This window comes from Pelagibius sp. CAU 1746, assembly GCF_039839785.1.
Lineage (GTDB): Bacteria > Pseudomonadota > Alphaproteobacteria > Kiloniellales > Kiloniellaceae > Pelagibius.
In genome coordinates this window covers 2,665,665-2,687,946 of the sequence record NZ_JBDOQT010000001.1, presented here as the reverse complement: position 1 = coordinate 2,687,946, position 22,282 = coordinate 2,665,665, and the positions used below count along the sequence as shown (strand labels likewise).

Sequence of the window (22,282 nt, the reverse complement as noted above, 5' to 3'; positions counted from 1 at the left end):
TGACGTCACTTACCGCCTCCTTGCCGCTGCGCCGCTTCTGTTCGAAGGTCGGCCCCGGGCGTGGCGGACTGAGAGATGATCCCATTCCGGCTCTCCAGGCATCGATAGAGTTGATAGGGTGTCCAAAGCCACCAGCCGTGGACATGAAGGATGCGTTTGACAGCCTCGACACAAGTGAAGGCCCAGGGCAGGCCGTAGCGGCGGCGGCTTTGCGCGACTGCCGTCTCGACGACAGTACAGCCGAGCCCGCGATAGTGGGCGGCCAGGTCGACTGCTGCAGCAACGTCGGCACTGATCCGCGTGCCGTCGCTGCAGGGGTCGATCACGATCCAGGCACGGCCGTCGTTCACCGCGACGAAGCAGTGGCGAAAGCCCGGCCGTCCGAAGACACGCGGCCAGAATCCGCCCCCCCGGTCATGGAAGACGGCAAGCGCGTGCGGCGGCGCGCCATCGCAGCACTCGTTATCGGCCATTGGAACTACTCGTCTGTGAAGCCGTCCGCGCTGCCGGGGAGCAGCAGGTTCATGCAGGCGCCGGTTGAACCGGCTCGCCGTGGCGCCTATGTTGGCAGAGTGCCTCGCTCCCACCGTTGGGTGATAACGTGTAACCCACCGGTGCGTAGGCTCAGCGGAGTCGCGAACCTTCCTGAGTTCACCGGGGCACACTCTATCTCTCTCAATTCGGCTTGAAGAACAGCGGGCCTTGAGTCGCCGCAGCGGCGCGACTCAAGCGCCGGTTGAACCGATCCACCGCAGCGCCTACATTGTCGAGGTGCCTCGCTCCCACGGTGGGACGGCAAGTCGTAGGCCCATCGTGCGTAGGCCCAACGGAGACAATCGCCTCCCTGGGTTCACCGGGGCACACTCTTCCTTCCTAGTTCGCTTTGAAGAACAGCGGCCCCGTGAGCTGGCTGAGATCGAAATTAATGTCGGTGTCACCTTTTGTGTAACCAGTCAGCAACCACGACTCTTTCTTTCCCGTCTTAGCGTTCTGCAATACCAAGACCGCTTTTTGGTTTCTGTAGGTAATGATCATTCTCTTGCCAAGCGATGCAGGACCAGTTCATAGCCGGCATCTGAATTGTTGGGCTCCGCTCGGATTCCATACTCATCAGCTTCGTCGGTCATTCACTTTCCCTCACACAAACTGCGCAATCGCTTCACCTCAAGATCATCATGGCGCCCCGCTTCCTGAGCCTTCCTCAACAAGCTCAGGCTGATGAACGCAAGGTCGAAGCTGCCGCCGGCCTCAAGCAGAGCCCGCCAAGGGAAAACATCTTGTGGAGCCGCAAGGTTCAGCGGCTTCCGCCACCCGCTTCGTCTTTCAAGGAAAAGAGAATCTCATCACGCGGATTCGGGGATGCCCTCGTGCGGCGCAGCAGGACCGCACCAAGCTCGCTTGCCTCTGCGATCGCTTTCCTGCATTCGGCGACGCGTCTGGCAGACTTGCCAAACAGCTTGATGAGAACTGCATACTCTTTGTAGTCAGGTTCCAGCCAGTCGTCCTCCGCCGGCGTGAAGTTGACTGTCAACATGATGGAAACGTCTTTTCCCTCCGCTCCATTCGCTTCGCCCCGATAGTACACGCCGCCCCAGACATCGCTATGCCGTTCTTCCAGGGCCACCCCAGTCGCCTTGGAGAGAATTCCGGCCAAGCGATGCAGGACGGGCTCATAGCCGGCGTCCAAACCGGCCGGCTCCGCGTGAATTCCATAGGCATCAGCTTCGTAAGTCATTTTCTTTGCCTTACACCATCTCAGCAATCGCTTCACTTCAAGATCATCATCGTACCCCGCCCCTGAAGTGCCTCCGCCGTGCCATAGAACATCAGCGTGACCTTCCGGCCACCCACAAGGTCGGATAGTTCATCGCGGATCCCTTCCAGTCCTATCTTCTCAAGCAGATCGTCATCTATAGGTGCCGTTCTTCCCCCACGTCCCCGCAATGGAATGCCCGCTTCCTGAGCCTTCCTCAACAAGATCAGGCTGATGAACGCAAGGTCGAAGCTGCCGCCGGCGTCAAGCTGGGTCCGCGAAGGGAAAACATCTTGTGGAGCCGCAAGGTTCAGCGGCTTCCGCCACCCGGCTCGTCTTTCAAGGAAAAGAGAACTTCGCCGCGCTGATTCTCACGTCCTTTCGTGCGGCGCAGCAGGACCGCACCAAGGCCGCTTGCCTCGGCGATCGCTTGCCTGCACTCGGCGACACGCTTGAGGGACTCGCCAAACAGCTTGATGAGAACAGCATACTCTTTGTAGTCAGGCTCCAGCCAGTCGTCCTCCGCCGGCGTGAAGTTGACCGTCAACATGAAGGATATGTCATCTCCCGCTTCTCCCTCTTCTTCGCCCCGATAGTAAACGCCGCCCCAGACATCGCTATGCCTTTCATATAGGTCTACTCCGGTCGCCTTGGAGAGAATCCCGGCCAAGCGATGCAGGACGGGCTCATAGCCGGCGTCCAAACCGGCCGGCTCCGCGTAAATTCCATAGGCATCAGCTTCGTAAGTCATTTTCTTTCCCTTAAACCATCTCAGCAATCGCTTCACTTCAAGATCATCATCGTGCCCCGCCCCTGAAGCGCCTCCGCTGTGCCATAGAACATCAGCGTGACCTTCCGGCCACCTAGAAAACCAGATAGATCTTCGATGATGCCGTCTAGCCCAATCGCCTTGAGTAGTTCCTTATCTAGAGGCCCCGTCCTCAGCCTGCCGCCCCGCAACGGAATACCCGCTTCCTGCGCCTTCCTCAGCAAGGTCGGGCTGACGATCGCAAGGTCGAGATCGCTGCCGCCGGGCTTGCCGTCGAAAGCCGGGCCTGAGTAGTCGCCGCGGCTGGGGTTATACGAGCGCCCGGTAACGGCACTGCCCTTGATCCCGATTACCACGTCATCGGCCTGGCTCACCAGTCTTCCCTGCGCCAACTCGGTGAAGCCGCGAAGCTCGTCTTTGGACTTGAACCCCAGGGGAACACCCGACTCCCAGACCTGCTTGGCCACCGGCTCGCCCCGGCCGACGTAGAGACTGGTGCCCGTGTCGGGATACGCCCGGTCGACCGGGCCCTTGCCGGCCGGGTTCACCACCTCGATCTCGGCGTTCAGCGGCCCCGCAGCGTCACCTGACTTCTTCGGCGGCTCCTCGGGAAGCGGCGCGCCGGTTTCGCCACCACTCTTGCCCTTGCCTTGGCCTCCAGGACCCAGGTCTTGACCGATCTCCGAGCCGTGGCCCGTTTTCCGCCCCGCCCCGCCTCCGGCCGCCGCCATGGCCAGCACCTGGGGTCGCCTTTCGCTCCGGCGCAGCAGCTTCAGCAGCAGGTTGGCGACCTTCACCGCACCCTTGCCGAGGCGCAGCAGGTCGCCGATGGCCGGCACCGCGCCGGCCAGGTTGAACAGCGCCTCCCCACCCTTCAGAAGCGCCTCTTCCCAGTCGCCGTTCTCCATTGCCGTGGCGGCGGCGTTGAAGGCGACATAGGCCTCGCGCGCGCTCAGGGCATGGCCGCTGCCGGGCAGAATCTCCGCCACCAGGCGCGCCAACTGCTGCCACAGCGGATCGTCCGGCCCGCTGCCGGCGTCCAGCACGGCGAGGAAGCCGTCGGCGACCTGGTCAAGGGTTTCCCGCTGAACCCGCCGCTGCTGCTCCTGGGGGCCGGGCCCGGCGGCGACGCGATGCAGCAGGCCTCGGTGTTCCTCGCCATCGACGACAATGAGGAAGTCGCCGCCCTCTATGCCCTCTTCGATGCGATAGAAACCGGCCGGATCGTAGACCTCCGGCGGGACGTCAAAGATGGCCCGGCTCACTCCGGCCGGATCGGCCATGCCAACAAGCGTGTCTTCTACCGCTGCATCAGGACCGGGATTGGGGACGACGTAGATGAGGCCGCGGTTCTTGCGGTCGCGCACCCAGAAGCCACCAGCGGCGCGCGGGTCCTCGGCCTGCAGCCTGCGCGCCTCCTCCTCGGCCACCGCGGCGATGCGCCCGGTGTCGATGATCTGGGTGGCGCTTCCCCCGCCGATCCGCCGGGGCACGGTGAAGCTGTCCCAGACGTGCTCGTAGCGCCAGATGGCGTCGTAGAGCCCGCGCTCGGCGGCGCCCTCCACGCTGCGGCCCTCGCGGTGGTAGATCACCCCCAGGCGTTTGGCGAGCTCGATCTGGTCCTCGGGATGCCAGGCCATCTGCCCCGCGGCCTTGCGCGCGTACTGGGTGCGGCGGTAGCCGCGCTTGGCCTCGCGGTCGCGCGTCCAGGCCTCGACCGGGGCGTTGTTGGCGTCCTTGAAGACGACGTAGCGCGCCCTGCCTTCGGCGTCGCGGTAGGGCGCCGCGCCGAACTCGATCGCACGGTCCATGGCCGCGCGCCGCGCCCGGCGATCTTCCGCCGTCGGCAACGGCACATTGCGGATGGTGAAGGCAGGCTCTGCGCGCGCAGGCACAGGCGGGCCGCCGGCGGTCTCGCCGGCAGCCTCGGGAGAGGCATCGTCGGTCATGGAAAACTCCGCTCAGGCGGGAGGAGAAAGGATCAGAATGCGGCGGCTGGACACGTCCTCGCCTAAAGAATGCCGCAATCGGCACGCAGGCTGCCGTTACTCAATAGGGGAAGAACACCATGAAACGCTCGATGCTCACCGCCTCATTTTTGGCCTATCTTCTGACAGCCGTCCCTGCCCAGGCCGGCGGCAACCGACCCGAACCTTACGAGCCGATTGATGCTCAGGCGATGATCGACGCCTGCTGGGACATGACGTACGACCAGCGTCTCGGCAGCACCGCAGCTACGCGCGATGGTATCTTTGACAGCATTGTGTGCCTGGAGGAGCGCATCCTGGAGCAGTTTGCGGCTCTCTTCCCTGCAACGGTACTTTCGCGAGAGTCAGCCGCCCGCAAATTGGAGATCACCAGAGAGACCTATACTGACCTCTACTGGCATATCTACAACGAGAACAAAGGCTGCCGGATCTGTCCCACGCAATATTACAGTTCCGACCTGATTGCTTGGTCCGATGTTCTGGAGCGCATGCTAAAAGATGCCGTTGGACAGCGGAATCGCTACAAGCTTTGAGCGCCCGACATCCCACTGTTCACGGTCTTACCGCCGGCCCTGCCGGTACCATCCGAAATGACTCCGCCCGCGGAATCCAACCGGGATTCTGGGGGGAATTCGGGCAGAGATTTCACGTAGGCACGGCGCTTGTCGACCATGAGGTTGTTGACCTCAACGATCTTACCTGCCAGCACAGCTTGCTCTGCGGCTTTTCGCGTGCGCGATCCGATAATACCGTCATAGCCCAACTTGCCACCCACCTGGCTACGCAGATCAGTTCCCATTACCTCGTCCAGAGCTTCCTGGAACCATCTTCCTGGGTCGAGAATCCCGTGCAGAACACCGGCATCGAATATCTGCTCAACAAGCTGTGGCGCCGACGCCCATAGAGCAGGGATCTGCGCCAGTTTCCAAATTTGCGGACGGTCGAATTTTTCTGCTCTGTAGAGCGCATCGATCTGGGCATCCGTCAATCTGCGTGGATCTTCCGGCAGATGCTTGTACGCCGGCAGTTTCCTGAGTTCATCGAGAAAAGCCTTGGACAGACCTCTCTTGGTCGGCCCTCCTTTGTCGGCGCTCGGCGGTCGGTTTGCGATACCTCCTTCGCGGGGGCCCAGGTTCCGAAGGAAAAGCTCAAACAGCCTTTGCTCAGTGGGCAATTGTTGGGACAGCGGGTGGTTCGTATACGGTGAACCCGTGAAGCTCTGTGCCGCTGTCGGCGCCGCGGCTCCGGCCTGCCCGATGAGAACATCGTCGCTCTCACCCTTCATGATTTTCTCACTGTCCGCCTCGTTCGGACCGGGATTGGGGACGACGTAGATGAGGCCGCGGTTCTTGCGGTCGCGCACCCAGAAGCCGCCGGCGGCTCTAGGGTCCTCGGCCTGCAGCCTGCGCGCCTCTTCCTCGGCCACTGCGGCGATGCGCCCGGTGTCGATGATCTAGGTCGCGCTTCCCCCGCCGATCCGCCGCGGCACGGTGAAGCTGTCCCAGACGTGCTCGTAGCGCCAGATGGCGTCGTAGAGGCCGCGCTCGGCGGCGCCCTCCACGCTGCGGCCCTCGCGGTGGTAGATCACCCCCAGGCGCTTGGCGAGCTCGATCTGGTCCTCGGGATGCCAGGCCATCTGGCCCGCGGCCTTGCGCGCGTACTGGGTACGGCGGTAGCCGCGCTTGGCCTCGCGGTCGCGGGTCCAGGCCTCGACCGGGGCGTTGTTGGCGTCCTTGAAGACGACGTAGCGCGCCTTGCCCTCGGCGTCGCGGTAGGGCGCCGCGCCGAACTCGATCGCACGGTCCATGGCCGCACGCCGCGCCCGGCGATCTTCCGCCGTCGGCGGCGGCACATTGCGGAGGGTGAAAGGGGGCATCGCGCGCACCGGCACAGGCGGACCGCCGGCATCTGCGCCGGCAGCCTCGACAGAGGCATCGTCGGTCATGGAAAACTCCGCTCAAGCGGGAGGAAAAAGGATCAGGGAGTCACCCGGCAGCGGGGTGGCCCGGCGCGGTTCGGCAGGGAGGGTGGGACCGAACCTGGGGGATGCGCCAGGCCGCTGCCGCCCCTGTACCTCTTCGCCGCGTTGCCGGCCTCGCCGAAATAGAAGGTGATGGAGCCGGCGCCGAGACGGAACATGGCATCGCGCACCACGCCCTTCCCGCCATGCAGTGCCTCCGTCGCCGCCAGCCCGCGCCACCACGCAAGCACCGGTTGAATCATGCCGCCGCAACGCCTACATTACATGCGTGCCTCGCTCCCACGGTGGGACGCCAACAGTGTAGGTCCATCGTGCGTAGGCCCAATAGAGTCACGAACCTCTCTGGGTTCATCGGGGCACACCTCCCTCCTAGTTCGACTTGAAGAACAGCGGCCCCATGAGCTGGCTGAGATCGAAGTTGATGTCGGTGTCGCCCTTCTCAAATCCGGTCAGCAGCCAAGACTTTCTCTTGCCCTCCACCTTGTCAAATAAGGCCAAGACTACTCTCGTTCCATTGTACTCAATGACCATACGCTCGTTCGGCCCGGAGCGAAGGACCCGATGCGTCCCCTTCGTGATCGTCTCGATGACCTCGGGCATCACCTCGGGGCCGTGCTTGGCGATGATGTGGGCCAGGCCGCTGCCGCCCCTGTACCTCTTCGCCGCGTTGCCGGCTTCGCCGAAATAGAAGGTGATGGAGCCGGCACCGAGACGGAACATGGCATCGCGCACCACGCCCTTCCCGCCATGCAGTGCTTCGGTGACCGCCATGCCCGTCGCCGCCAGTCCGCGCCGCTCGTTGGTAATGGCGTTGCGCGGTGGAAAGCGCGTCGCCTCGAAGGCGCCCTCGGCGGACTGCTCGAAGAAACCGCCGCTGTGACGGCGCCGCACCTTCTGGCGCAGGTCCACCAGGCGCGCGGCCTCGTTGCCGCCCGGCGTCTTCTCCAGCGCCTTGAAAGGCCCCCGGTTCTGCTTTGACCGCTTGACCAGCGGCGCCAGTTCGTCGGCGCTTCGAGCCATGGCCGCCACCACCGGGCGGGCGCCGGTAGTCCGGCCCACCTGGTACAGCAGGTTGGCGACCTTGACCGCCCCCTTGCCGAGGCGCAGCAGCTCGCCGAAGGCCGGGACGGCGCCGGCGGCATTGAACAGCGCCTCGCCGCCGTTCAGCAGCGCCTCGCCCCAGTCGCCCTTCTCCATTGCCGTGGCGGCGGCCTTGAAGGCGATGTAGGCCTCGCGCGCGCTGAGGACGTTGCCCGTTCCCGGAGCGACTTCCGCCGCGATGCGGGCCAGTTGCTGCCAGGCCGGGTCGTTGGCGTCGCGCCCACTGTCCAGCACCGCGACGATGCCGTCGAAGACGTCGTCCAGGGTCGTCTGGGCGATCTCGTAGCGGCCCGCGCGGCGTCTTTCGGCGGCGACCTGCATACCGCCTTCGCCAAAGCCTTTGGAGGTCAGGACGAAGACGCCGCTGCCGTCTTCGGTTTCCTCAAGCTGATAGAACCCAGAGGGGTCATAGCTCTCGGTCGGGATATCGAATTCGTCGGCGGGATAGAACTGCTCCAGGGCGATGTCGATATCGGCATCACCGGCCAGGCTGTCCGCGCCCTGGCCGCCCGATAACGTGTCTTCTACCGCCGCCTCCGGATCGGGATTGGGCACGACGTAAATGAGGCCGTTGTTCTTGCGGTCGCGCACCCAGAAGCCGCCGATGGCGCGCGGGTCCTCGGCCTGCAGCTTGCGGGCTTCCTCCTCGGCCACCGCGGCGATGCGCCCGGTGTCGATGATCTGGACAGCGCTTCCCCCGCCGATCCTCCGGGGCACGGTGAAGCTGTCCCAGACGTGCTCGTAACGCCAGATGGCGTCGTAGAGGCCGCGCTCGGCGGCGCCCTCCACGCTGCGGCCCTCGCGGTGGTGGATCACCCCCAGGCGTTTGGCGAGCTCGATCTGGTCCTCGGGATGCCAGGCCATCTGCCCCGCGGCCTTGCGCGCATATTGGGTGCGGCGGTAGCCGCGCTTGGCTTCTCGGTCGCGCGTCCAGGCCTCGACCGGGGCGTTGTTGGCGTCCTTGAAGACGACGTAGCGCGCCCTGCCTTCGGCGTCGCGGTAGGGCGCCGCGCCGAACTCGATCGCACGGTCCATGGCCGCGCGCCGCGCCCGGCGATCTTCCGCCGTCGGCAACGGCACGTTGCGGATGGTGAAGGCAGGCTCTGCGCGCGCAGGCACAGGCGGGCCACCGGCGGCCTCGCCGGCAGCCTCGACAGAGGCATCGTCGGTCATGGAAAACTCCGCTCAGGCGGGAGGAGAAAAGACCAGAGAGCCGACACTATCGGCTTAGGGAACACGTCTCAGAATGCATGGTGACTGCAAAAGGCACCGGCTGAACCACGCCGCCGGCTCACTAACTTTCTGAGATACCTCGCTCCCAGGGTGGGACGACTGAACATAGGCCCATCGTGCGTAGGCCCAACGGAATCATAGATCTCCCAGGGTTCACCGGGGCACACTTTTCCATCCTATTTCTCTTTGAAGAACAGCGGCTCGCATAGATCGAGGGTTAATAGCGGCCTTCCGGTTTCGCAACCGGGTACACAAAACCCGGATAACTATTCTTCCTCAGGCTCCGACTTCAATGAAAAGGTAACGGTGGGCGGACCTCCACGAGGACCGAGGTCCTTGTCGTAGGTCGAGCGAATCAAAGTCAGGTCCAAGTCCTTTGCGGCCGCGATAGCCTTTCGCGTTTCTTCGATACGCTCTCTGCGGCACGAACCGACGGTCAGAAGCCAGGCGAACTCCTGGTAATCCTCTTCGAGCCAATAGTCGTCGTCCGGCTCGATGATACGGTTCGGCGCTAGATGAACGTCTATCAGAAACAGAAGTTCTTTGCGATTTTCGTCGCCATCCGCCGCTTTCGGGGGCAGGTCGATGTCCCAGCAGATACCGCCACGACTGTCGCTGATGCTGCCGTGCATCTCGACATCCAGCACCTCCATCACGCGCTCGGCCACGCGGTCGACGACTTCCTCTTCCCGCTTGATGAATGTTTCCTGGTCGGCGCGCACGCCGTAAAGGTCGCCAAAATACTCCATGCCATACTCCTATCGCAGCAGCATCATGGTGCCGCGGCGCTCAAGCTGTTCCACCGACTCGTAGATCATGAAGCTGACATCCCGATTTCCCGACATCTCCGTCAGGTTTTCCCATAGTTCCTGAAGCCCCAATCTCTCAAGCGGCTCCTTTAAATTCAGCGGGCCCGTTCTCCACCCGCCATTCCGGGGCGACACCCGTATGCCCTCTTGCCGAGCCAGCTTCAGCAACTCCGGGCTGACGATGGCGATATCGAAGTCGCTGGCCTTCTCCACCTTCATGTCGAAATAGTGACGGGAAAAACCGCCACCGCCCTTTTCGTAGCTCAACCCGTTGATTGCGCTGCCCCGCATGGCGATCCGCGCCTTGGGATCGAGCTCGGTAACTTTACCGTCCAAAAGGCCGATGAATCTCCGATAGTCTTCGTTGCTCCTGAAGCCTAGAGGACGGCCAGTCCTCCGCACCCATTCTGCCACAGGTTGATTTGGCACGCTATAGAGGGTGGTCCCTGTGTCCGGAAAGCTGCGCCGCTCCGGTGCCGCGAGGTCCCTGTTCCAATTGATTTTCCGTTCCTGCGGCGGCAGAACAAAACGGTCTTCCAGCCGCAACCCGGACTTGCGGCCCGTCTTGCGGCCGGCTTTTCCTTCCGGCTTGCCCTTGCCGCCGCTTCTACCGGCAATCAACGGCAGGGCCAGGCTCAGGCCGATCTCCTCGTTGGGGTCGACCGGCCGCGCGTAGCGGGCCTCTCCTTCGATCAGTTGCTTGCGTATTTCCGGGTTTTTGGTGCGCGAGACCTGGTCGAGCAGAGACCTGACGAGCAGGTAACTGCTGTCGCCGCCAAAGACCTCGTCTACGCGGTCTATTAATTCATCGCGCGTTTCCGGCGTCATCGCCAGAAGGTCGCGGAAGAACTCGGCCCGTTCCGGATCGAGACCTGATTCGAAAGCGGCCTGCCTGAACGCTGCAGGCGAGAGCTTTATGCGCTCAGCGATGAAGTCGACGATCTGGCGGGTGCCGACCAGTTCCGGAACATCACTCGGGTCGAACTCCGCCTGCGCCGCCGCAGCGACTTCTGGCTCCGTCGTGCCGCCGGCGGCATCACTTTCCCCCGCCGCAGTCCGAACCAGCAGGTCGTCCTCGCCCATACCGGCGATGGTCTCTTCCCTCGTCTGAACCGCCGCCTCCGGATCGGGATTGGGCACGACGTAGATGAGGCCGTTGTTCTTGCGGTCGCGCACCCAGAAGCCGCCGATGGCGCGCGGGTCCTCGGCCTGCAGCTTGCGGGCTTCCTCCTCGGCCACCGCGGCGATGCGCCCGGTGTCGATGATCTGGACAGCGCTTCCCCCGCCGATCCTCCGGGGCACGGTGAAGCTGTCCCAGACGTGCTCGTAACGCCAGATGGCGTCGTAGAGGCCGCGCTCGGCGGCGCCCTCCACGCTGCGGCCCTCGCGGTGGTAGATCACCCCCAGGCGCTTGGCGAGCTCGATCTGGTCCTCGGGATGCCAGGCCATCTGCCCCGCGGCCTTGCGCGCGTACTGGGTGCGGCGGTAGCCACGCTTGGCCTCGCGGTCGCGGGTCCAGGCCTCGACCGGGGCGTTGTTGGCGTCCTTGAAGACGACGTAGCGCGCCTTGCCCTCGGCGTCGCGGTAGGGCGCCGCACCGAGCTCGATCGCACGCTTCATGGCCGCGCGCCGCGCCCGGCGTTCTTCCGCCGTCGGCAGCGGCACATTGCGGATCGTGAAGGCAGGCTCTGCGCGCGCAGGCACAGGCGGGCCACCGGCGGCCTCGCCGGCAGCCTCCCCCACAGCACTCGGAGAGGCATCGTCGATCATGGAAAACTCCGCTCAGGCGGGAGGAAGAAGGATCAGGGAATCACCCGGCAGCGGGGTGGCCCGGCGCGGTTCGGCAGGGAGGGTGGGACCGAACCAGGGGATGCGCCGGGCCGTTGCCGCCGCGGCAAGGCGGTTCCGGAAGGAGGTGTTACCACTCATGCACGGCATAGGCCGTTTCGCTGCGCTCCGCCGCGGCGCGGCGCTCGCGGCGCAGCGGCTCAGCGAAGGTCAGCGCCAGGGCGTCACCGGCATCGGGCGAGAGGCCGAGGCGCGCCTTGATGCGGTCCTTGGCCTCCAGCACGATCTGCTGGTTGCTGTTGATCTGAAAGCCCGGCGCGCAGAGGTGGCTGTGCAGCAGCGGGTCGTCGGGCAGCTCCGCCCCGCCGGGATCGGCCAGCCAATCGCGCAGAGCGCCCCAGATCTCCGCCCGCTTGTTGGCGTACTGCCGCGGGTCCTGGGCGCGGCCGCCGAAGTTCACACCGCAGATGCGTTTCCGGTAGCCCAGCTCCAGCAGGCGATCGTAGACCGCGGCGCCGAAGGAGCCCATGTCGATGAAGGTCATGTCCGGCTGCAGGCGCTCGATCTCCCGCGCGATGAGACCCGCCAGCTCCATGGTGTCGGCGCAGTCGATAGAGCGGTTGACCTGGCGTCCGGCGGCCCGGCCCTGGCGGTCGATCAGGTGGGAGCGGTCACCGCCGCCGCGCGCCACGTCGACGCCCAGAACGAGGGGCGCATGGGACTGGTCCTCCGCCTTGTGGCCTTGCGCGCGCACCACCAGCTCGGGACGGATCAGGGACGTCTGGCCACTCACTTGGAAGGCCTCCTGTGCCGTTGCGGGGTATTCCTGGCGGAAGCGCCAGGTGAAAGTATCTGAAGCCTCGCCGCTGGCCGCCGCCAGCTCAGCGTTCTTGGCCCAGGCCCAGTGGAGCTGCGCGGGCGAGAGGCCGTGCAGCGCGGCATACTCATCGAAGGCGGCCGGCGGGCGCCAGCCTTTCGGCGGCTCGCTGGCGTAGTCGGCATGCAGGAACCAGGGAATGAAGATGGCCTGATAGTCCCCTTCCCCACGCACCGCCGCCTGCCACAGATTGTAGAACAGCCCGCCGACGCCGTTGGCCGTGCTCTCCAGGATGATCTCCGTGCCCGCTTCTCGGGGCACCGCCTGCAGGGCGCCGGCGGCGTGCTCCTCGGCGTTGGCCCAGTGGGCGACCTCGGAGCCGTGGAAGAACTGGATGGTGTCGGAGCGCCCGACCCCCGCCGCCTTTGCCGTCCCGACCTGGTAGCCCGAGTCCAGTAGGCCGAAAGTCAGCTCCTTCGCGTTGCTCGCCTTGGTCAAAGGCTTGACCGGCGGCGGGCAGCCGTCGTGGAATCTCTTGGCCATGGTGAAGAGGTTGGCCGTGGCCTGGTCGCGGTGGGTCAGGATGAAGGCGCGTAGGCCGCGCCCGTGCGTCACCTTCCAATAGAAGCGCGCGCCGACGTAGGTCGAGACGCCGGGCTGCCGCGCTTTCAAGATCAGCGCGCGCACCCGCCCCCTCTCGGCGCGCTGCGCCTCCAGCATCGCGTGGATATGCCGCTGAACGGCATTCAGCACCAGCGGCTCCAGGCGGCCGGCCTTGCTGCGGATATTCAGGCAGCGTTCGGCATAGTGCGGCAGGTCGTCCTTCAGCCGCTGGCGGATCGCACTTTCCTTCGCCGTTGGTTCGGCCGCACTCACTTGAGCGCCTCGAGGGCGTCCTCGTGGCGCAGCGTCACCTCGCCGCCGTGCTCGACCGTCTGCAGGCGCGGATGGATGTAGGGCGCCGCCTTCTCCGCCGCCCACTTGCGCTCGGCCGGACTGGCCTCCGGGTCGCGCAGCACCTGCAGCATGTAGTCCAGCGGCGAGATCTTGGCGGCGTCGGTCTTCTTCGCCTTGCGGGGCGTCGCGGCACGCTGGGGCGCGGCAGGCTCCGCCGCCGCGGTGCTGCGCTTCGGCATCGCGTCGGACCCTCTGGGGAATGTCTGGGAAACCTTCGTCCGCGGGGGCTCAGGGGCCCTCAGGGCCGCAACGCCAATTCGCGGACGATAGGGTCACAAGATGCCGAAACTGTGCGGACTGTGCAACCAAAAAATTGCGTTAGTCGCAATTTTGTTGTCAACCTCGTCTCTCGTACCAGCCCTGATTTCCGGTTTCCGTTAGTTTAGGCGCAATTACATCGAGATGCGCAGGTTCGAAACCTGCACCGCGATATCGCGGAAGGCTTGCTTCAGCTCGGTTCCCGTCGACGGTAGGTAGACATGGTCCGCATCCGTCGCGCAGCCGTACATCAGGTTGGTGGCGTCGGCCGAGCCGCTGATGTCGAAGCCCACGGTGTAGACGATGACGCCCTCGGCCTTCATGGCCGTGCACAACGACTGCGACTGCGTATAGGGATCGCCGTTCTGGGAATTCTGATTGATCTTGTAGTTGCTCGATCCCGAACCGCTGCCCGAGTCCTGAGCCAGCACACCGTTGTAGTAGACGGAATTGAACACACCGTCGGTCATGATGATCACCACCTTCATCACTTCCTGGCCCAGATGGATCTCACCATAATCTTTCGGTTGGCTGTCTGCCGGCAAGAGGTAGCCGAAATTCGGCGAAACCAGGTACCACCCCCAAGCGATGCCGATCTGACCCGCCGTCGAACCGGCCGCGGTTAAGGAGTTGATTGCCGCATGCAGCGCGGCCTTGTTGCTCGACAGCGGCATGATGGTTGCCGTGGGACAGGGGTTGTGGCTCTGCTTCGGAAAGTTGCGGCCCACCGGTGCAATATTGGGCGCCGCATCGGTGTAGGCCTGCGGGCCCGTACGCTCGGTCACGCAGGTGCTGATATCCAGTTCGGTCCAGTTTCCGTTTCCCGCATTCTCGAAGCCGTAGGTCTCGCAGGTCGGCGCCGATGGGTAGTTGCAGGTGGTTCCAGCGGTGTAGCTGCCGCGCACCTGGTCGGCATAGCTGCCGACATTGACCCCCACCGAATATGGCACCAGCGCGACCTTTGAATAGAAGGGGGATTGCAGATCCTGAACCACGATATTCACCAGCTCGTTCGCCGCAAAGATAAGGTCGTCGATCTTGCCGTCGGTGTTCATTGATCCGGTCACGTCCAATACCAAGGCCACCTCGACATCGCGCGACGACAGCGTCGCTTCGGCCGTGGCGGCGACATCGGTGGAGTCGGTGCCCAGGACGCTCATGAAGAAGGTTGGGATGGTTGCCCGCGCCGTCACTGTGATGGTCCGGTTCTGATCGTTCGGGATGATCTCCAGGGGCTGAAGTACCGAACCCATGTAGCCTTCCTGGAAATTGGCGGCAAAGAAGTTCCGGATATCCGCATCCCGGTTGGGGCTGGCAAAGGCACGGGCCCCCGCCAGGGCCGCGGCATCCACCGCCGCGGCAAGCTGCGATTTCACGTTGTAGGCAATCGATGTATCGACGGCGATGCCCACGCCGCCGAACAGAGCGATGGCACAGAAACCGACCACGACGGTTACGTTGCCGCAGGTGTCGGCCATCAGCGCCAAACCCCGCCCTCGGCAGCGATCGGTCAGCCGGGCCGGCATTCGCTCAATGAAGCTGATGGCCGCAAGGGCAGTTTCCGCTAGCGTTCGCATTGCCCGTTTCTCCATTGCAAATCCGGCGAGAGCGTCAGCTTCCCGGCCCTTCGACGACGGAGCTGCGCCGGGGCCGCAGAACAGCCGTCTCTTCGATGGTGGTGGCGCTCATGACAAAATCGAAGAACATGGGGGTGTAGTCGTAGCTCACGCGAACCACGACGACGCCTTCTCCGGGGCCGCCGAGACCGGCAGCCAAGGCCAGAGCATTCGGGACGGTGCCGCCGTTCTTGCTCTTGGTCCAATCCAGGGTCGGATTACCCGTATCTGGATCGTAGATGACCGCAGCGATCCCCACGCTATGGGGGGCGGCGGGGAAAGGCTCGAAGATCAATTCGGCCGCTCTCAGGATGTCGTCGAGCTGCGCATTGTTGACCTCGCGCCGCTGCGTTATCAGGTCCGCTGCGGTTTGAGCCGAGGCCACCACCTTGCGGTCCAGACGCAAAAGGTTGGTTGCCTCCACCACGCCAATGAACAACACCAGCAGGATCGGCAGCAGGAAACCGAATTCCAGCACTGCGGTGCCGCGCTCGTCGCGCCAGATTTTTCTGCCGAGTTCCATGGCTCAGTTCACGTTGTAGGGCTCGTTCTGGAATGCTGCGGTAGAAATGAGAAGATGCCCGGCCAAGCCGGAGGGCATTACCCTGTCGATCAGCGGCGTCATGAAACGCCAGCGGTACATGGCGCGCACGACTGTGACCTCGCTGCTTCCGCCGGGCGTGAAGGCCGTATTCACGATCTCGCCGTCTTGATCCAGTTCGATCGGCATCGAGACAGCCGCGAAGCTGGAGAAGGTCCGCACATTGAAAACGACCTGGTTGCAATCGATGACGCCGAAGAGGGAGTCGCAGAGCTGACCACGAAAGGCCGCCAGCGGGTCGGCGGTGGCCTGGATGTTCCCGGTACGGATCTGACGCGCCGCCTCCTTGGTCGCCCCCTCGATGACGGCGCTGGTGAAAAACATCACCGAGACTTCCAGCGTGCCGATCAGCAACAGCAGGAAGGGCGGCGCCACGAATGCGAATTCGATCAGCGCATTGCCCCGCTCATCGCGCAGCAGCGGGCCGAACGTCGGGCGCAAGCGCCTCCAGACCGACGACGTGATCTCGCGCTCGCGCAGGCCGCACGCGATACGTGTCAGGCAGGCGAGCCCCACCCTTACAACCATTGCAAGCTCAAACATCGCATTCCTCTCAACGGAGGCCCGTTCTGAGGGTCGGTAAGAACGGGTCCTGATCCTCCGAAGCAAGGATTCGACGCTCTTCGGTTTAACAAACACTTAAGTGCGATGGCTCTAGCGGCTCAGTTAATCCCGCTTGGGCCGGCAAACGGCTCAGTTGCATTCCGCCTCATTTAAGGCAAATGATGAGTTCTTTGTTTTTCAAGACCTTAGATTGCATTTCTAAAATACTACCGCAGGGCGATAAAAACTACTTTTGCTATAATTCCGAAACGATTGTTTCTCTCTCACGCACCACTACCCCGCATCCCAGGGGCTTGTTTCCATCCCGGCGGGCGCGCATATGAACAATCGGCGCTAAGTTGACCTAAAATACGAGAGGCAAGGCGACTGGATCATGCGAACGGCAAAGTTCCAAATTGGCGAAATCGTGCGCCATCGCTTCTTTCCGTTCCGCGGCGTGATTTTCGACGTCGACCCCACGTTCTCGAATACCGAGGAGTGGTGGGAGGCGATTCCGGAAGCGATCCGGCCCAATAAAGATCAGCCGTTCTACCACTTGCTGGCGGAGAACGAGGAAACCTCTTACGTTGCCTATGTCTCCGAGCAGAACCTCGTGATCGACGAGACCGGGACGGCGGTGGGCCACCCGCAAATCGAAGAGTTCTTCGAAGGGATCGAAGACGGCCGCTACGTTCCCAGGCAACTGCAGCCGAATTGAAGCGCCTTAGCCGAGCTTGCGGCAAAATTCACTGCGGCTGCGCAGCCAGTTGCAGATCCTGGCGATACCTCGGTCGCGCACGTCATAGACCGTGCGCCGCCCGCAGCCGAAGCGTTGCCTCATTACCGATACCTTGAGCCCGCAGGCCAGTCCGAAAAGGATTGATACGTCGCGCCGCGCATTGGCGCCCGCTGCCAACGGGAACCACAGCAAAACCGCGTCCATTCGGTCGATGGCTTCCGCCCTAGCCGGCGTCGGACGCAAGGCCGGCACCGCCTCGCGGCCGGCACGACCAACCGCGCCGGCGAACTCTTCTGCCGTGTTGCGGACGTAGTCGGGCCAGTGAGCCCGCGCCGCCGCGGTCAGCCAGCCCTGCTCCCGGTTGGGCAGCCGCCGCAGGGTGTCGGCAGCCTCCAGCAACAGCTCCCAAACGGCGTCGCGCAAGGCCGGCTCCGCGTGTCCGGCATCACGCGCCAGGCGCAGTCCTTCGGTCACCGCTGCCTCGATGCGCAGCCTCTCCCGTGCCTCCTCAACCGCCGGCGCTTCAGACATCGCCTCCCTCCAGTCCGCCGCCTAGGTGCAAGACCGGGCGCCGCCGGTGCGGAGCCGGGCGCTGCGGCGCGGCCGCGGCAGGCCCCGCATCGCCGATCCGAGGTTCGGCAGACAAGGGACAGCCCCAGGATCTCAAGGCGCGCAACAAATCCCGTTCTCCCCAGATGGCGCGCGCCCGGTGGCCTGCGGCGCGCAATTGGCGCGCCAGTTCCACTTCCCCTTCACCGATCTTCTCGGCGGGCACGCTTTTCGGGCCGCCGTCCCACCAGCGGTCCGCCGGCGCCCGCACGAACAGGAAGTGGCACCGCCCGCGTGGCGAGATCACCAGGATGTCGGCGGCAGGACCGTTCAGAGGATGGGCGCGCGCCTGCCCTGCCCCGGCGGCCCTGATGGCCGGCCCTGGCGCCAGAGGTTGGCTTACCCAGCCTTGCGGCAGAGCTTCCGCCAAGAACACCAGGATCCTTTGTTTCACGGCGGCGGCTGTGGTCCTCCGTGGATGTGAGACTGCCATATGTGATCGCATTTCTGTCCTCTCTATAGCGTCCTGCGCCAGGCCGGAGATTAGAAAACTATCCTATTCGCTCAACCTGAGGGGATATGAGTTGCATATTTCGCAATAGACATCAAATGGCAAATTCCGCAATCTGTAGCTTATGGAAAAACGATGGTTTCAAGATCGCCTGCGTCAGCTCGGCAAGACCCAACGTGGCCTTGCCAAGCACATGGGGCTCGACCCCTCGCGCATCACGGAGATCCTCAATCAAAGCCGCAGCATCAAGATCGAGGAAGCGGTGGAAATGGCCGAGTACCTGGAGACCTCGCTGGCAGACGTGGTGTCCAAGCTTGGCGCTTTCGTGAACCGGGAAGCCAAGGCGTCCAGCTTGGTCGTCGGCTACGTCGGCGCCGGGGAAACCGTTTACTCCGTCGACGATCACGAAAAAGGGTCCGGCCTATACAAGATCGAGGCCCCGCAGGGAGAAGGTGGCGGCGTCTGCGTTGTGGTCAGGGGCAACTCGATGTCGCCGCGCTTCCGCGACGGCGAGCACCTCGGCTATTCCCGCGAAGAAGGACTCGATCCGGCAAAATGCTACGGACGTGAATGCGTGGTGCAGACCAAGGACGGCCGTCAGCTCGTGAAGATCGTCGAGCCCGGCAACGCCGTGGGCCAGGTCACGCTGGTTTCCGTCAACTCGTCGACCCCAATCGAACAGAATGTGCCCATCGAGTGGGTCGCGCCCGTAACCTGGGTGAAGCTGCGTCCTCGCGGTTAGAGCCGCGCCGCTTTATTGCGGAATTCACAAAGCGATCGACCGGCACGCGAACACGCGGCCCAGACGCCTCTAATCTAGAAGTCGAGTATTCTTAATGTCTGTCATTTTAGGATTGCAATAAATTGCGATTTACGTAACATGTATTACAGCAGGTGATGACAGAAGAAGGGCGAGGAGAACAGGCATGCCACGACCAGATCGACCATCTGCCCGAGCGGCGCCGTGCGAAGGCCGAAGTGCGGCCCCAGACCCACCAGGCGCGGCCGTCAGCAGCGTCGATCTGCAGACGCGTTTTCTGGTCTCAATATTTGCCGAACTGACGGGCGGCGGCCCGCCTCCCCCCTTGCAGAAGAATGGAGACGGAACGCACAGGGCCGCGAACGGTCCTCGTGGTTGAGCGCCTCACGGGCAGGCATGCCATCCGCAGCTTTACCGTCGCCAATCTCGGAAACCACTTTCGTCGAGACGGCAAAAGTGCGTGTTCCAGCACCGCTTCCTTGAGCACGGAACTCCGGCAAAGTGTCCTTGGGGCCGGCCCGGATGTTCGGCTCCAAATCCGCCACGGCGTCTCGCAATCGCCAAGCGTATCTCCGTCGTCTCCCGTCGGACAAACTCTCGCTTCTCGACTGCACGAGGATTCATCGGAACCTTGTTGAGAGACAAAGCGGCGCGGGGCTCGCCACCGCCCGAACCTTCAGACTTTAATCCTCCATCCCCGCACCTTTTTGCACAGAACTTTTTGTTATCCTTTACGCCCCCTTAACCCTTCCGCCTAAAAAATGTCTCTCAGAGAGCTAATCAAAACATACAGGGGAATCTCATGAGCCTTTCGCGATCGTCTGTCGAAACCCTCATCGATCTGGTCGAAATCAAGCTGAGCTGTGTCGAAGTCTATGACCGCGATGACTCCCGCGAGCTGATCAATCTGAAGCGCTGCAAGGAAGAGCTGATGGATCTCGTCGGAATGGGGCAGAAGGTGCCGGCGGAACTCCTCGCCATGCCGAAAGGGCGCCGCCGCGGACGTCGTCCCTCCGCCTGATACAGACAACCTTCGGGAAATGAGGTTCCGGCCCGGTCAGCCGGGAACCGCCATTCCCTTCTCCACAGCCGGCCGCGATCCGACGGCGTCGAACCATCGATTCACGGCGGGGAAATCTTCCAGGGCGATTCCATGCCATTCATGGCGGGCCGCCCAGGGATAGGTGGCCATGTCGGCGATGGAGTAGTCCCCGCCAGCCAGGTATTCGGCTTCGGTCAGGCGCTTGTCCAAAACACCGTAGAGGCGCCTGGTCTCGTTCGTGTAGCGCTCGATCGCGTAGGGAACCTGCTCCTTGGCGAAGCGCCGGAAATGGTGTGCCTGCCCCAGCATGGGCCCGAAGCCGCCCATCTGCCACATCAGCCACTGCAGGGCCGTATAGCGCGCCCGCGCATCCTCTGGCATGAACAGACCGGTTTTCTCCGACAGATAGATGAGGATGGCGCCACTCTCGAAGAGGGCAATCGGCTTGCCGTCCGGACCCGCCGGATCGACAAGCGCCGGAATTCGGTTGTTCGGGCTGATTTTCAGGAATTCCGGGGCGAATTGGTCCCCTTGGCCAATGTTGATCGGATGGACGTTGTAGTCCAAACCCATCTCCTCCAAAGCGATCGAAGCCTTGCGGCCGTTCGGCGTACTCCAAGTATACAGTTCAATGGCCACCGGCCCGTTCTCCCCTGGTCTTGACCTACCCGTAAACGGGAGCCCGCATGATACGAGCCCCCGCTTGCCACCCGGACGAACTCCCAGGCAGTGCTAATATCGGTTCACGCCGGTATCGGAACCAGCCCCTTTTTTCCGCTCCTCTCCCCGTAGCCGCGCGACACGCCGGCGCGGACCGCGGACAGGATCGATCGGCTAATGCCGGGCGTACTGCGTGGCCCCGAAAAGGACATCCCTGGCTTTGGAATCGAACCCCTCGGTGCGCTGGTCAGCCAGCACTTCGACACCGCGCTTGACTGCTGGGCGCTCGGCGATTTCTTCGAACCAGCGCTGGAAGTTCGGGTAATCGGCCCTTTCGACACCTTGGCGTTCGGGAAAACGTGTCCAGGGCCAGGCCGCGATGTCGGCGATGGAGAATTCATCGCCGGCCAGGAAACGCGCTTCGCCCAGGCGCTTGTCCAGAACGCCGTACAGTCGGTTCGCCTCATTGGTATAGCGCTCAACCGCATAATCGATCTGCTCTGGCGCATACTGACGAAAATGATGCGCCTGACCCAGCATCGGGCCCAGGCCGCCCATCTGCCACATCAGCCACTGCAGCGCCGCATAGCGGGCCCGGGCGCCTGCCGGCAACAGCCGGCCGGTCTTTTCCGCAAGATAGATGAGGATGGCGCCGCTTTCGAAGACAGAGATCGGCTTACCCTCCGGCCCCTCGGGATCGACGATCGCCGGCATCTTGTTGTTGGGGCTGATTTTAAGGAACTCCGGATCGAACTGGTCGCCAGCTCCGATATTGATGGCATGCACGTTGTAAGGCAGTGTCAGCTCCTCCAGCATGATATGCACCTTGTGGCCATTCGGCGTCGCCCAAGAATAAAGTTCGATGGTCATCCGGATCTCCCTTGCCCCGATCGATGGCGGCACCTCGCCGCCGCACCTTGCACAAATGCGAGCGCGGCAAGAGATTACAAGAGGTCGCGCGCAACCTGCGGATCAATCTCTTGTGACCCGCCGGGAATCGACCTATCTAATTCTACCTATCAGGAGGTGGACGATGGAGGGAGTTGAGATGAGCGACAGTCTGAATGCGGATTTCAGCCGCCCGGCCGCCATGGATACGGCCAAAATGGACTGGCAGGCGAGCCCCAGTCCGACGGTGTGGCGCAAGCGCTTGGATTTGGTCGACGGCGAGTTCAGCCGCGTCACCTCGGTCGTGCGCTACGATGCGGACTCCGCCTTCCATGAGCACGGACACCCGCAGGGCGAGGAGATCCTGGTTCTTGACGGTACCTTCTCCGACGAACACGGCGACTATCCCGCAGGCACCTTTCTTCTGAACCCCTCCGGCTTCCGCCATGCTCCGTTCTCGAAAGACGGCTGCATTATCTTCGTGAAGCTCTGCCAGTTCGCTGGCGATGATCGCGAGCACGTGGTCGTCGATACCGCGCACGCGGAATGGCAGGGCGCGGCTCCGGGTGTGGAGATCCTGCCGCTGTATCGCGACGCGCGCTATCCCGAAGACATTTCGATGATCCGCCTCGCCGCCGGCACCTTGCTGCCCACCGGCTACATCGACGCGGAGGCCGCGGCCAAAGGCTTTGAGACCTTTGTGGTGTCCGGGGAACTGAGAAGCGGTGACAGCCGCTATGGTGCGGGCGCTTGGCTGCGCGCGCCTCGCTCGACCGGGCACAGCTTCGTCGCCACGGCCGACACGACGTTCTACATGAAGCGCAACCACCTGGCGGCATAGAACACCCGCCGCCGATAATATAAAATTTGAAACACATTCCTCTAGATATTTAAATAAAATCAAATAAATATTGAAACG

The 22,282-nt window shown here is 63.3% G+C and carries 24 protein-coding genes; 5 read left to right on the top strand and 19 right to left on the bottom strand.

The window, feature by feature from the left end:
- Nucleotides 1-5 precede the first annotated feature (5 nt).
- From AAFN88_RS12745 to AAFN88_RS12725, 5 genes are all read right to left on the bottom strand, one after another.
- Entirely contained in the window at nt 6-473 is a 468-nt protein-coding gene (locus AAFN88_RS12745; protein ID WP_347520690.1) for a hypothetical protein, read from the bottom strand.
- 400 nt (nt 474-873) lie between these two features.
- On the bottom strand, nt 874-1,035 hold the full coding sequence (locus tag AAFN88_RS12740; RefSeq protein WP_347520689.1) for a hypothetical protein: 162 nt from the start codon (nt 1,033-1,035) through the stop codon (nt 874-876).
- Between the two features lie 259 nt (nt 1,036-1,294).
- Nucleotides 1,295-1,735, bottom strand: a complete 441-nt coding sequence (locus AAFN88_RS12735) for a hypothetical protein (protein WP_347520688.1) — start codon at nt 1,733-1,735, stop codon at nt 1,295-1,297.
- A gap of 328 nt (nt 1,736-2,063) precedes the next feature.
- On the bottom strand, nt 2,064-2,504 hold the full coding sequence (locus tag AAFN88_RS12730; protein WP_347520687.1) for a hypothetical protein: 441 nt from the start codon (nt 2,502-2,504) through the stop codon (nt 2,064-2,066).
- Between the two features lie 32 nt (nt 2,505-2,536).
- Nucleotides 2,537-4,471, bottom strand: a complete 1,935-nt coding sequence (locus tag AAFN88_RS12725; protein ID WP_347520686.1) for a hypothetical protein — start codon at nt 4,469-4,471, stop codon at nt 2,537-2,539.
- A gap of 119 nt (nt 4,472-4,590) precedes the next feature.
- On the opposite strand from AAFN88_RS12725, the gene AAFN88_RS12720 reads away from it, so the two are divergent.
- Nucleotides 4,591-5,043: a hypothetical protein gene (locus AAFN88_RS12720; protein ID WP_347520685.1), complete on the top strand. Its 453-nt coding sequence runs from the start codon at nt 4,591-4,593 to the stop codon at nt 5,041-5,043.
- On the opposite strand, the gene AAFN88_RS12715 is transcribed toward AAFN88_RS12720, so the two are convergent.
- The 11 genes from AAFN88_RS12715 to AAFN88_RS12665 all read right to left on the bottom strand — a co-directional run bounded on the left by AAFN88_RS12715 (nt 5,031) and on the right by AAFN88_RS12665 (nt 16,214).
- The gene (locus tag AAFN88_RS12715; RefSeq protein WP_347520684.1) at nt 5,031-5,936 is read right to left on the bottom strand and encodes a glycosyl hydrolase 108 family protein; all 906 of its coding nucleotides are present in this window, start codon (nt 5,934-5,936) and stop codon (nt 5,031-5,033) included. The two genes, AAFN88_RS12720 and AAFN88_RS12715, sit on opposite strands and share 13 nt — an antisense overlap.
- 27 nt (nt 5,937-5,963) lie before the next feature.
- Nucleotides 5,964-6,455 (bottom strand): hypothetical protein, encoded by a 492-nt coding sequence (locus AAFN88_RS12710; RefSeq protein WP_347520683.1) that lies wholly within the window; start codon nt 6,453-6,455, stop codon nt 5,964-5,966.
- 32 nt (nt 6,456-6,487) lie between these two features.
- The gene (locus AAFN88_RS12705) at nt 6,488-6,733 is read right to left on the bottom strand and encodes a hypothetical protein (RefSeq protein ID WP_347520682.1); all 246 of its coding nucleotides are present in this window, start codon (nt 6,731-6,733) and stop codon (nt 6,488-6,490) included.
- A gap of 127 nt (nt 6,734-6,860) precedes the next feature.
- Nucleotides 6,861-8,765 (bottom strand): hypothetical protein, encoded by a 1,905-nt coding sequence (locus tag AAFN88_RS12700; protein WP_347520681.1) that lies wholly within the window; start codon nt 8,763-8,765, stop codon nt 6,861-6,863.
- A gap of 326 nt (nt 8,766-9,091) precedes the next feature.
- Entirely contained in the window at nt 9,092-9,574 is a 483-nt protein-coding gene (locus AAFN88_RS12695) for a hypothetical protein (RefSeq protein WP_347520680.1), read from the bottom strand.
- A gap of 9 nt (nt 9,575-9,583) precedes the next feature.
- Entirely contained in the window at nt 9,584-11,404 is a 1,821-nt protein-coding gene (locus AAFN88_RS12690; RefSeq protein WP_347520679.1) for a hypothetical protein, read from the bottom strand.
- A 148-nt stretch (nt 11,405-11,552) separates the two neighbouring features.
- A complete protein-coding gene (locus AAFN88_RS12685) occupies nt 11,553-13,115 on the bottom strand; it encodes a hypothetical protein (protein ID WP_347520678.1) in 1,563 nt (520 codons plus the stop codon).
- The gene (locus AAFN88_RS12680) at nt 13,112-13,375 is read right to left on the bottom strand and encodes a hypothetical protein (protein WP_347520677.1); all 264 of its coding nucleotides are present in this window, start codon (nt 13,373-13,375) and stop codon (nt 13,112-13,114) included. The genes AAFN88_RS12685 and AAFN88_RS12680 overlap by 4 nt, the downstream gene beginning before the upstream one ends.
- A 213-nt stretch (nt 13,376-13,588) precedes the next feature.
- Nucleotides 13,589-15,031, bottom strand: a complete 1,443-nt coding sequence (locus tag AAFN88_RS12675; RefSeq protein ID WP_347520676.1) for a pilus assembly protein TadG-related protein — start codon at nt 15,029-15,031, stop codon at nt 13,589-13,591.
- Nucleotides 15,032-15,065: 34 nt separating this feature from the next.
- Entirely contained in the window at nt 15,066-15,593 is a 528-nt protein-coding gene (locus tag AAFN88_RS12670; protein WP_347520675.1) for a TadE/TadG family type IV pilus assembly protein, read from the bottom strand.
- 3 nt (nt 15,594-15,596) lie between these two features.
- On the bottom strand, nt 15,597-16,214 hold the full coding sequence (locus AAFN88_RS12665) for a TadE/TadG family type IV pilus assembly protein (RefSeq protein WP_347520674.1): 618 nt from the start codon (nt 16,212-16,214) through the stop codon (nt 15,597-15,599).
- A gap of 394 nt (nt 16,215-16,608) precedes the next feature.
- On the opposite strand from AAFN88_RS12665, the gene hspQ reads away from it, so the two are divergent.
- Complete coding sequence (gene hspQ / locus AAFN88_RS12660) at nt 16,609-16,932, top strand: heat shock protein HspQ (protein WP_347520673.1); 324 nt, start codon at nt 16,609-16,611, stop codon at nt 16,930-16,932.
- A 6-nt stretch (nt 16,933-16,938) separates the two neighbouring features.
- On the opposite strand, the gene AAFN88_RS12655 is transcribed toward hspQ, so the two are convergent.
- Entirely contained in the window at nt 16,939-17,484 is a 546-nt protein-coding gene (locus AAFN88_RS12655) for a DUF6362 family protein (protein ID WP_347520672.1), read from the bottom strand.
- Nucleotides 17,485-18,137: 653 nt separating this feature from the next.
- Between AAFN88_RS12655 and AAFN88_RS12650 the strand changes: the two genes are divergently transcribed.
- A complete protein-coding gene (locus tag AAFN88_RS12650; protein WP_347520671.1) occupies nt 18,138-18,755 on the top strand; it encodes a helix-turn-helix domain-containing protein in 618 nt (205 codons plus the stop codon).
- An 820-nt stretch (nt 18,756-19,575) separates the two neighbouring features.
- Nucleotides 19,576-19,794 (top strand): hypothetical protein, encoded by a 219-nt coding sequence (locus AAFN88_RS12645; protein ID WP_347520670.1) that lies wholly within the window; start codon nt 19,576-19,578, stop codon nt 19,792-19,794.
- A gap of 36 nt (nt 19,795-19,830) precedes the next feature.
- Here AAFN88_RS12645 and AAFN88_RS12640 read toward each other — a convergent pair whose 3' ends face one another.
- Both AAFN88_RS12640 and AAFN88_RS12635 read right to left on the bottom strand, forming a co-directional pair.
- Entirely contained in the window at nt 19,831-20,454 is a 624-nt protein-coding gene (locus AAFN88_RS12640; RefSeq protein WP_347520669.1) for a glutathione S-transferase N-terminal domain-containing protein, read from the bottom strand.
- A gap of 195 nt (nt 20,455-20,649) precedes the next feature.
- Entirely contained in the window at nt 20,650-21,345 is a 696-nt protein-coding gene (locus AAFN88_RS12635) for a glutathione binding-like protein (protein WP_347520668.1), read from the bottom strand.
- Nucleotides 21,346-21,523: 178 nt separating this feature from the next.
- On the opposite strand from AAFN88_RS12635, the gene AAFN88_RS12630 reads away from it, so the two are divergent.
- Nucleotides 21,524-22,204 (top strand): cupin domain-containing protein, encoded by a 681-nt coding sequence (locus tag AAFN88_RS12630; protein WP_347520667.1) that lies wholly within the window; start codon nt 21,524-21,526, stop codon nt 22,202-22,204.
- Nucleotides 22,205-22,282 lie beyond the last annotated feature (78 nt).

Bases quoted from the DNA above. Each gene is read 5' to 3' on its own strand.
- AAFN88_RS12745 (WP_347520690.1), bottom strand. From the start codon at position 473: ATGGCCGATAACGAGTGCTGCGATGGCGCGCCGCCGCACGCGCTTGCC.
- AAFN88_RS12740 (WP_347520689.1), bottom strand. From the start codon at position 1,035: ATGATCATTACCTACAGAAACCAAAAAGCGGTCTTGGTATTGCAGAAC.
- AAFN88_RS12735 (WP_347520688.1), bottom strand. From the start codon at position 1,735: ATGACTTACGAAGCTGATGCCTATGGAATTCACGCGGAGCCGGCCGGT.
- AAFN88_RS12730 (WP_347520687.1), bottom strand. From the start codon at position 2,504: ATGACTTACGAAGCTGATGCCTATGGAATTTACGCGGAGCCGGCCGGT.
- AAFN88_RS12725 (WP_347520686.1), bottom strand. From the start codon at position 4,471: ATGACCGACGATGCCTCTCCCGAGGCTGCCGGCGAGACCGCCGGCGGC.
- AAFN88_RS12720 (WP_347520685.1), top strand. From the start codon at position 4,591: ATGAAACGCTCGATGCTCACCGCCTCATTTTTGGCCTATCTTCTGACA.
- AAFN88_RS12710 (WP_347520683.1), bottom strand. From the start codon at position 6,455: ATGACCGACGATGCCTCTGTCGAGGCTGCCGGCGCAGATGCCGGCGGT.
- AAFN88_RS12705 (WP_347520682.1), bottom strand. From the start codon at position 6,733: ATGATTCAACCGGTGCTTGCGTGGTGGCGCGGGCTGGCGGCGACGGAG.
- AAFN88_RS12700 (WP_347520681.1), bottom strand. From the start codon at position 8,765: ATGACCGACGATGCCTCTGTCGAGGCTGCCGGCGAGGCCGCCGGTGGC.
- AAFN88_RS12695 (WP_347520680.1), bottom strand. From the start codon at position 9,574: ATGGAGTATTTTGGCGACCTTTACGGCGTGCGCGCCGACCAGGAAACA.
- AAFN88_RS12690 (WP_347520679.1), bottom strand. From the start codon at position 11,404: ATGATCGACGATGCCTCTCCGAGTGCTGTGGGGGAGGCTGCCGGCGAG.
- AAFN88_RS12680 (WP_347520677.1), bottom strand. From the start codon at position 13,375: ATGCCGAAGCGCAGCACCGCGGCGGCGGAGCCTGCCGCGCCCCAGCGT.
- AAFN88_RS12675 (WP_347520676.1), bottom strand. From the start codon at position 15,031: ATGCGAACGCTAGCGGAAACTGCCCTTGCGGCCATCAGCTTCATTGAG.
- AAFN88_RS12670 (WP_347520675.1), bottom strand. From the start codon at position 15,593: ATGGAACTCGGCAGAAAAATCTGGCGCGACGAGCGCGGCACCGCAGTG.
- AAFN88_RS12665 (WP_347520674.1), bottom strand. From the start codon at position 16,214: ATGTTTGAGCTTGCAATGGTTGTAAGGGTGGGGCTCGCCTGCCTGACA.
- hspQ (WP_347520673.1), top strand. From the start codon at position 16,609: ATGCGAACGGCAAAGTTCCAAATTGGCGAAATCGTGCGCCATCGCTTC.
- AAFN88_RS12655 (WP_347520672.1), bottom strand. From the start codon at position 17,484: ATGTCTGAAGCGCCGGCGGTTGAGGAGGCACGGGAGAGGCTGCGCATC.
- AAFN88_RS12650 (WP_347520671.1), top strand. From the start codon at position 18,138: ATGGAAAAACGATGGTTTCAAGATCGCCTGCGTCAGCTCGGCAAGACC.
- AAFN88_RS12645 (WP_347520670.1), top strand. From the start codon at position 19,576: ATGAGCCTTTCGCGATCGTCTGTCGAAACCCTCATCGATCTGGTCGAA.
- AAFN88_RS12635 (WP_347520668.1), bottom strand. From the start codon at position 21,345: ATGACCATCGAACTTTATTCTTGGGCGACGCCGAATGGCCACAAGGTG.
- AAFN88_RS12630 (WP_347520667.1), top strand. From the start codon at position 21,524: ATGAGCGACAGTCTGAATGCGGATTTCAGCCGCCCGGCCGCCATGGAT.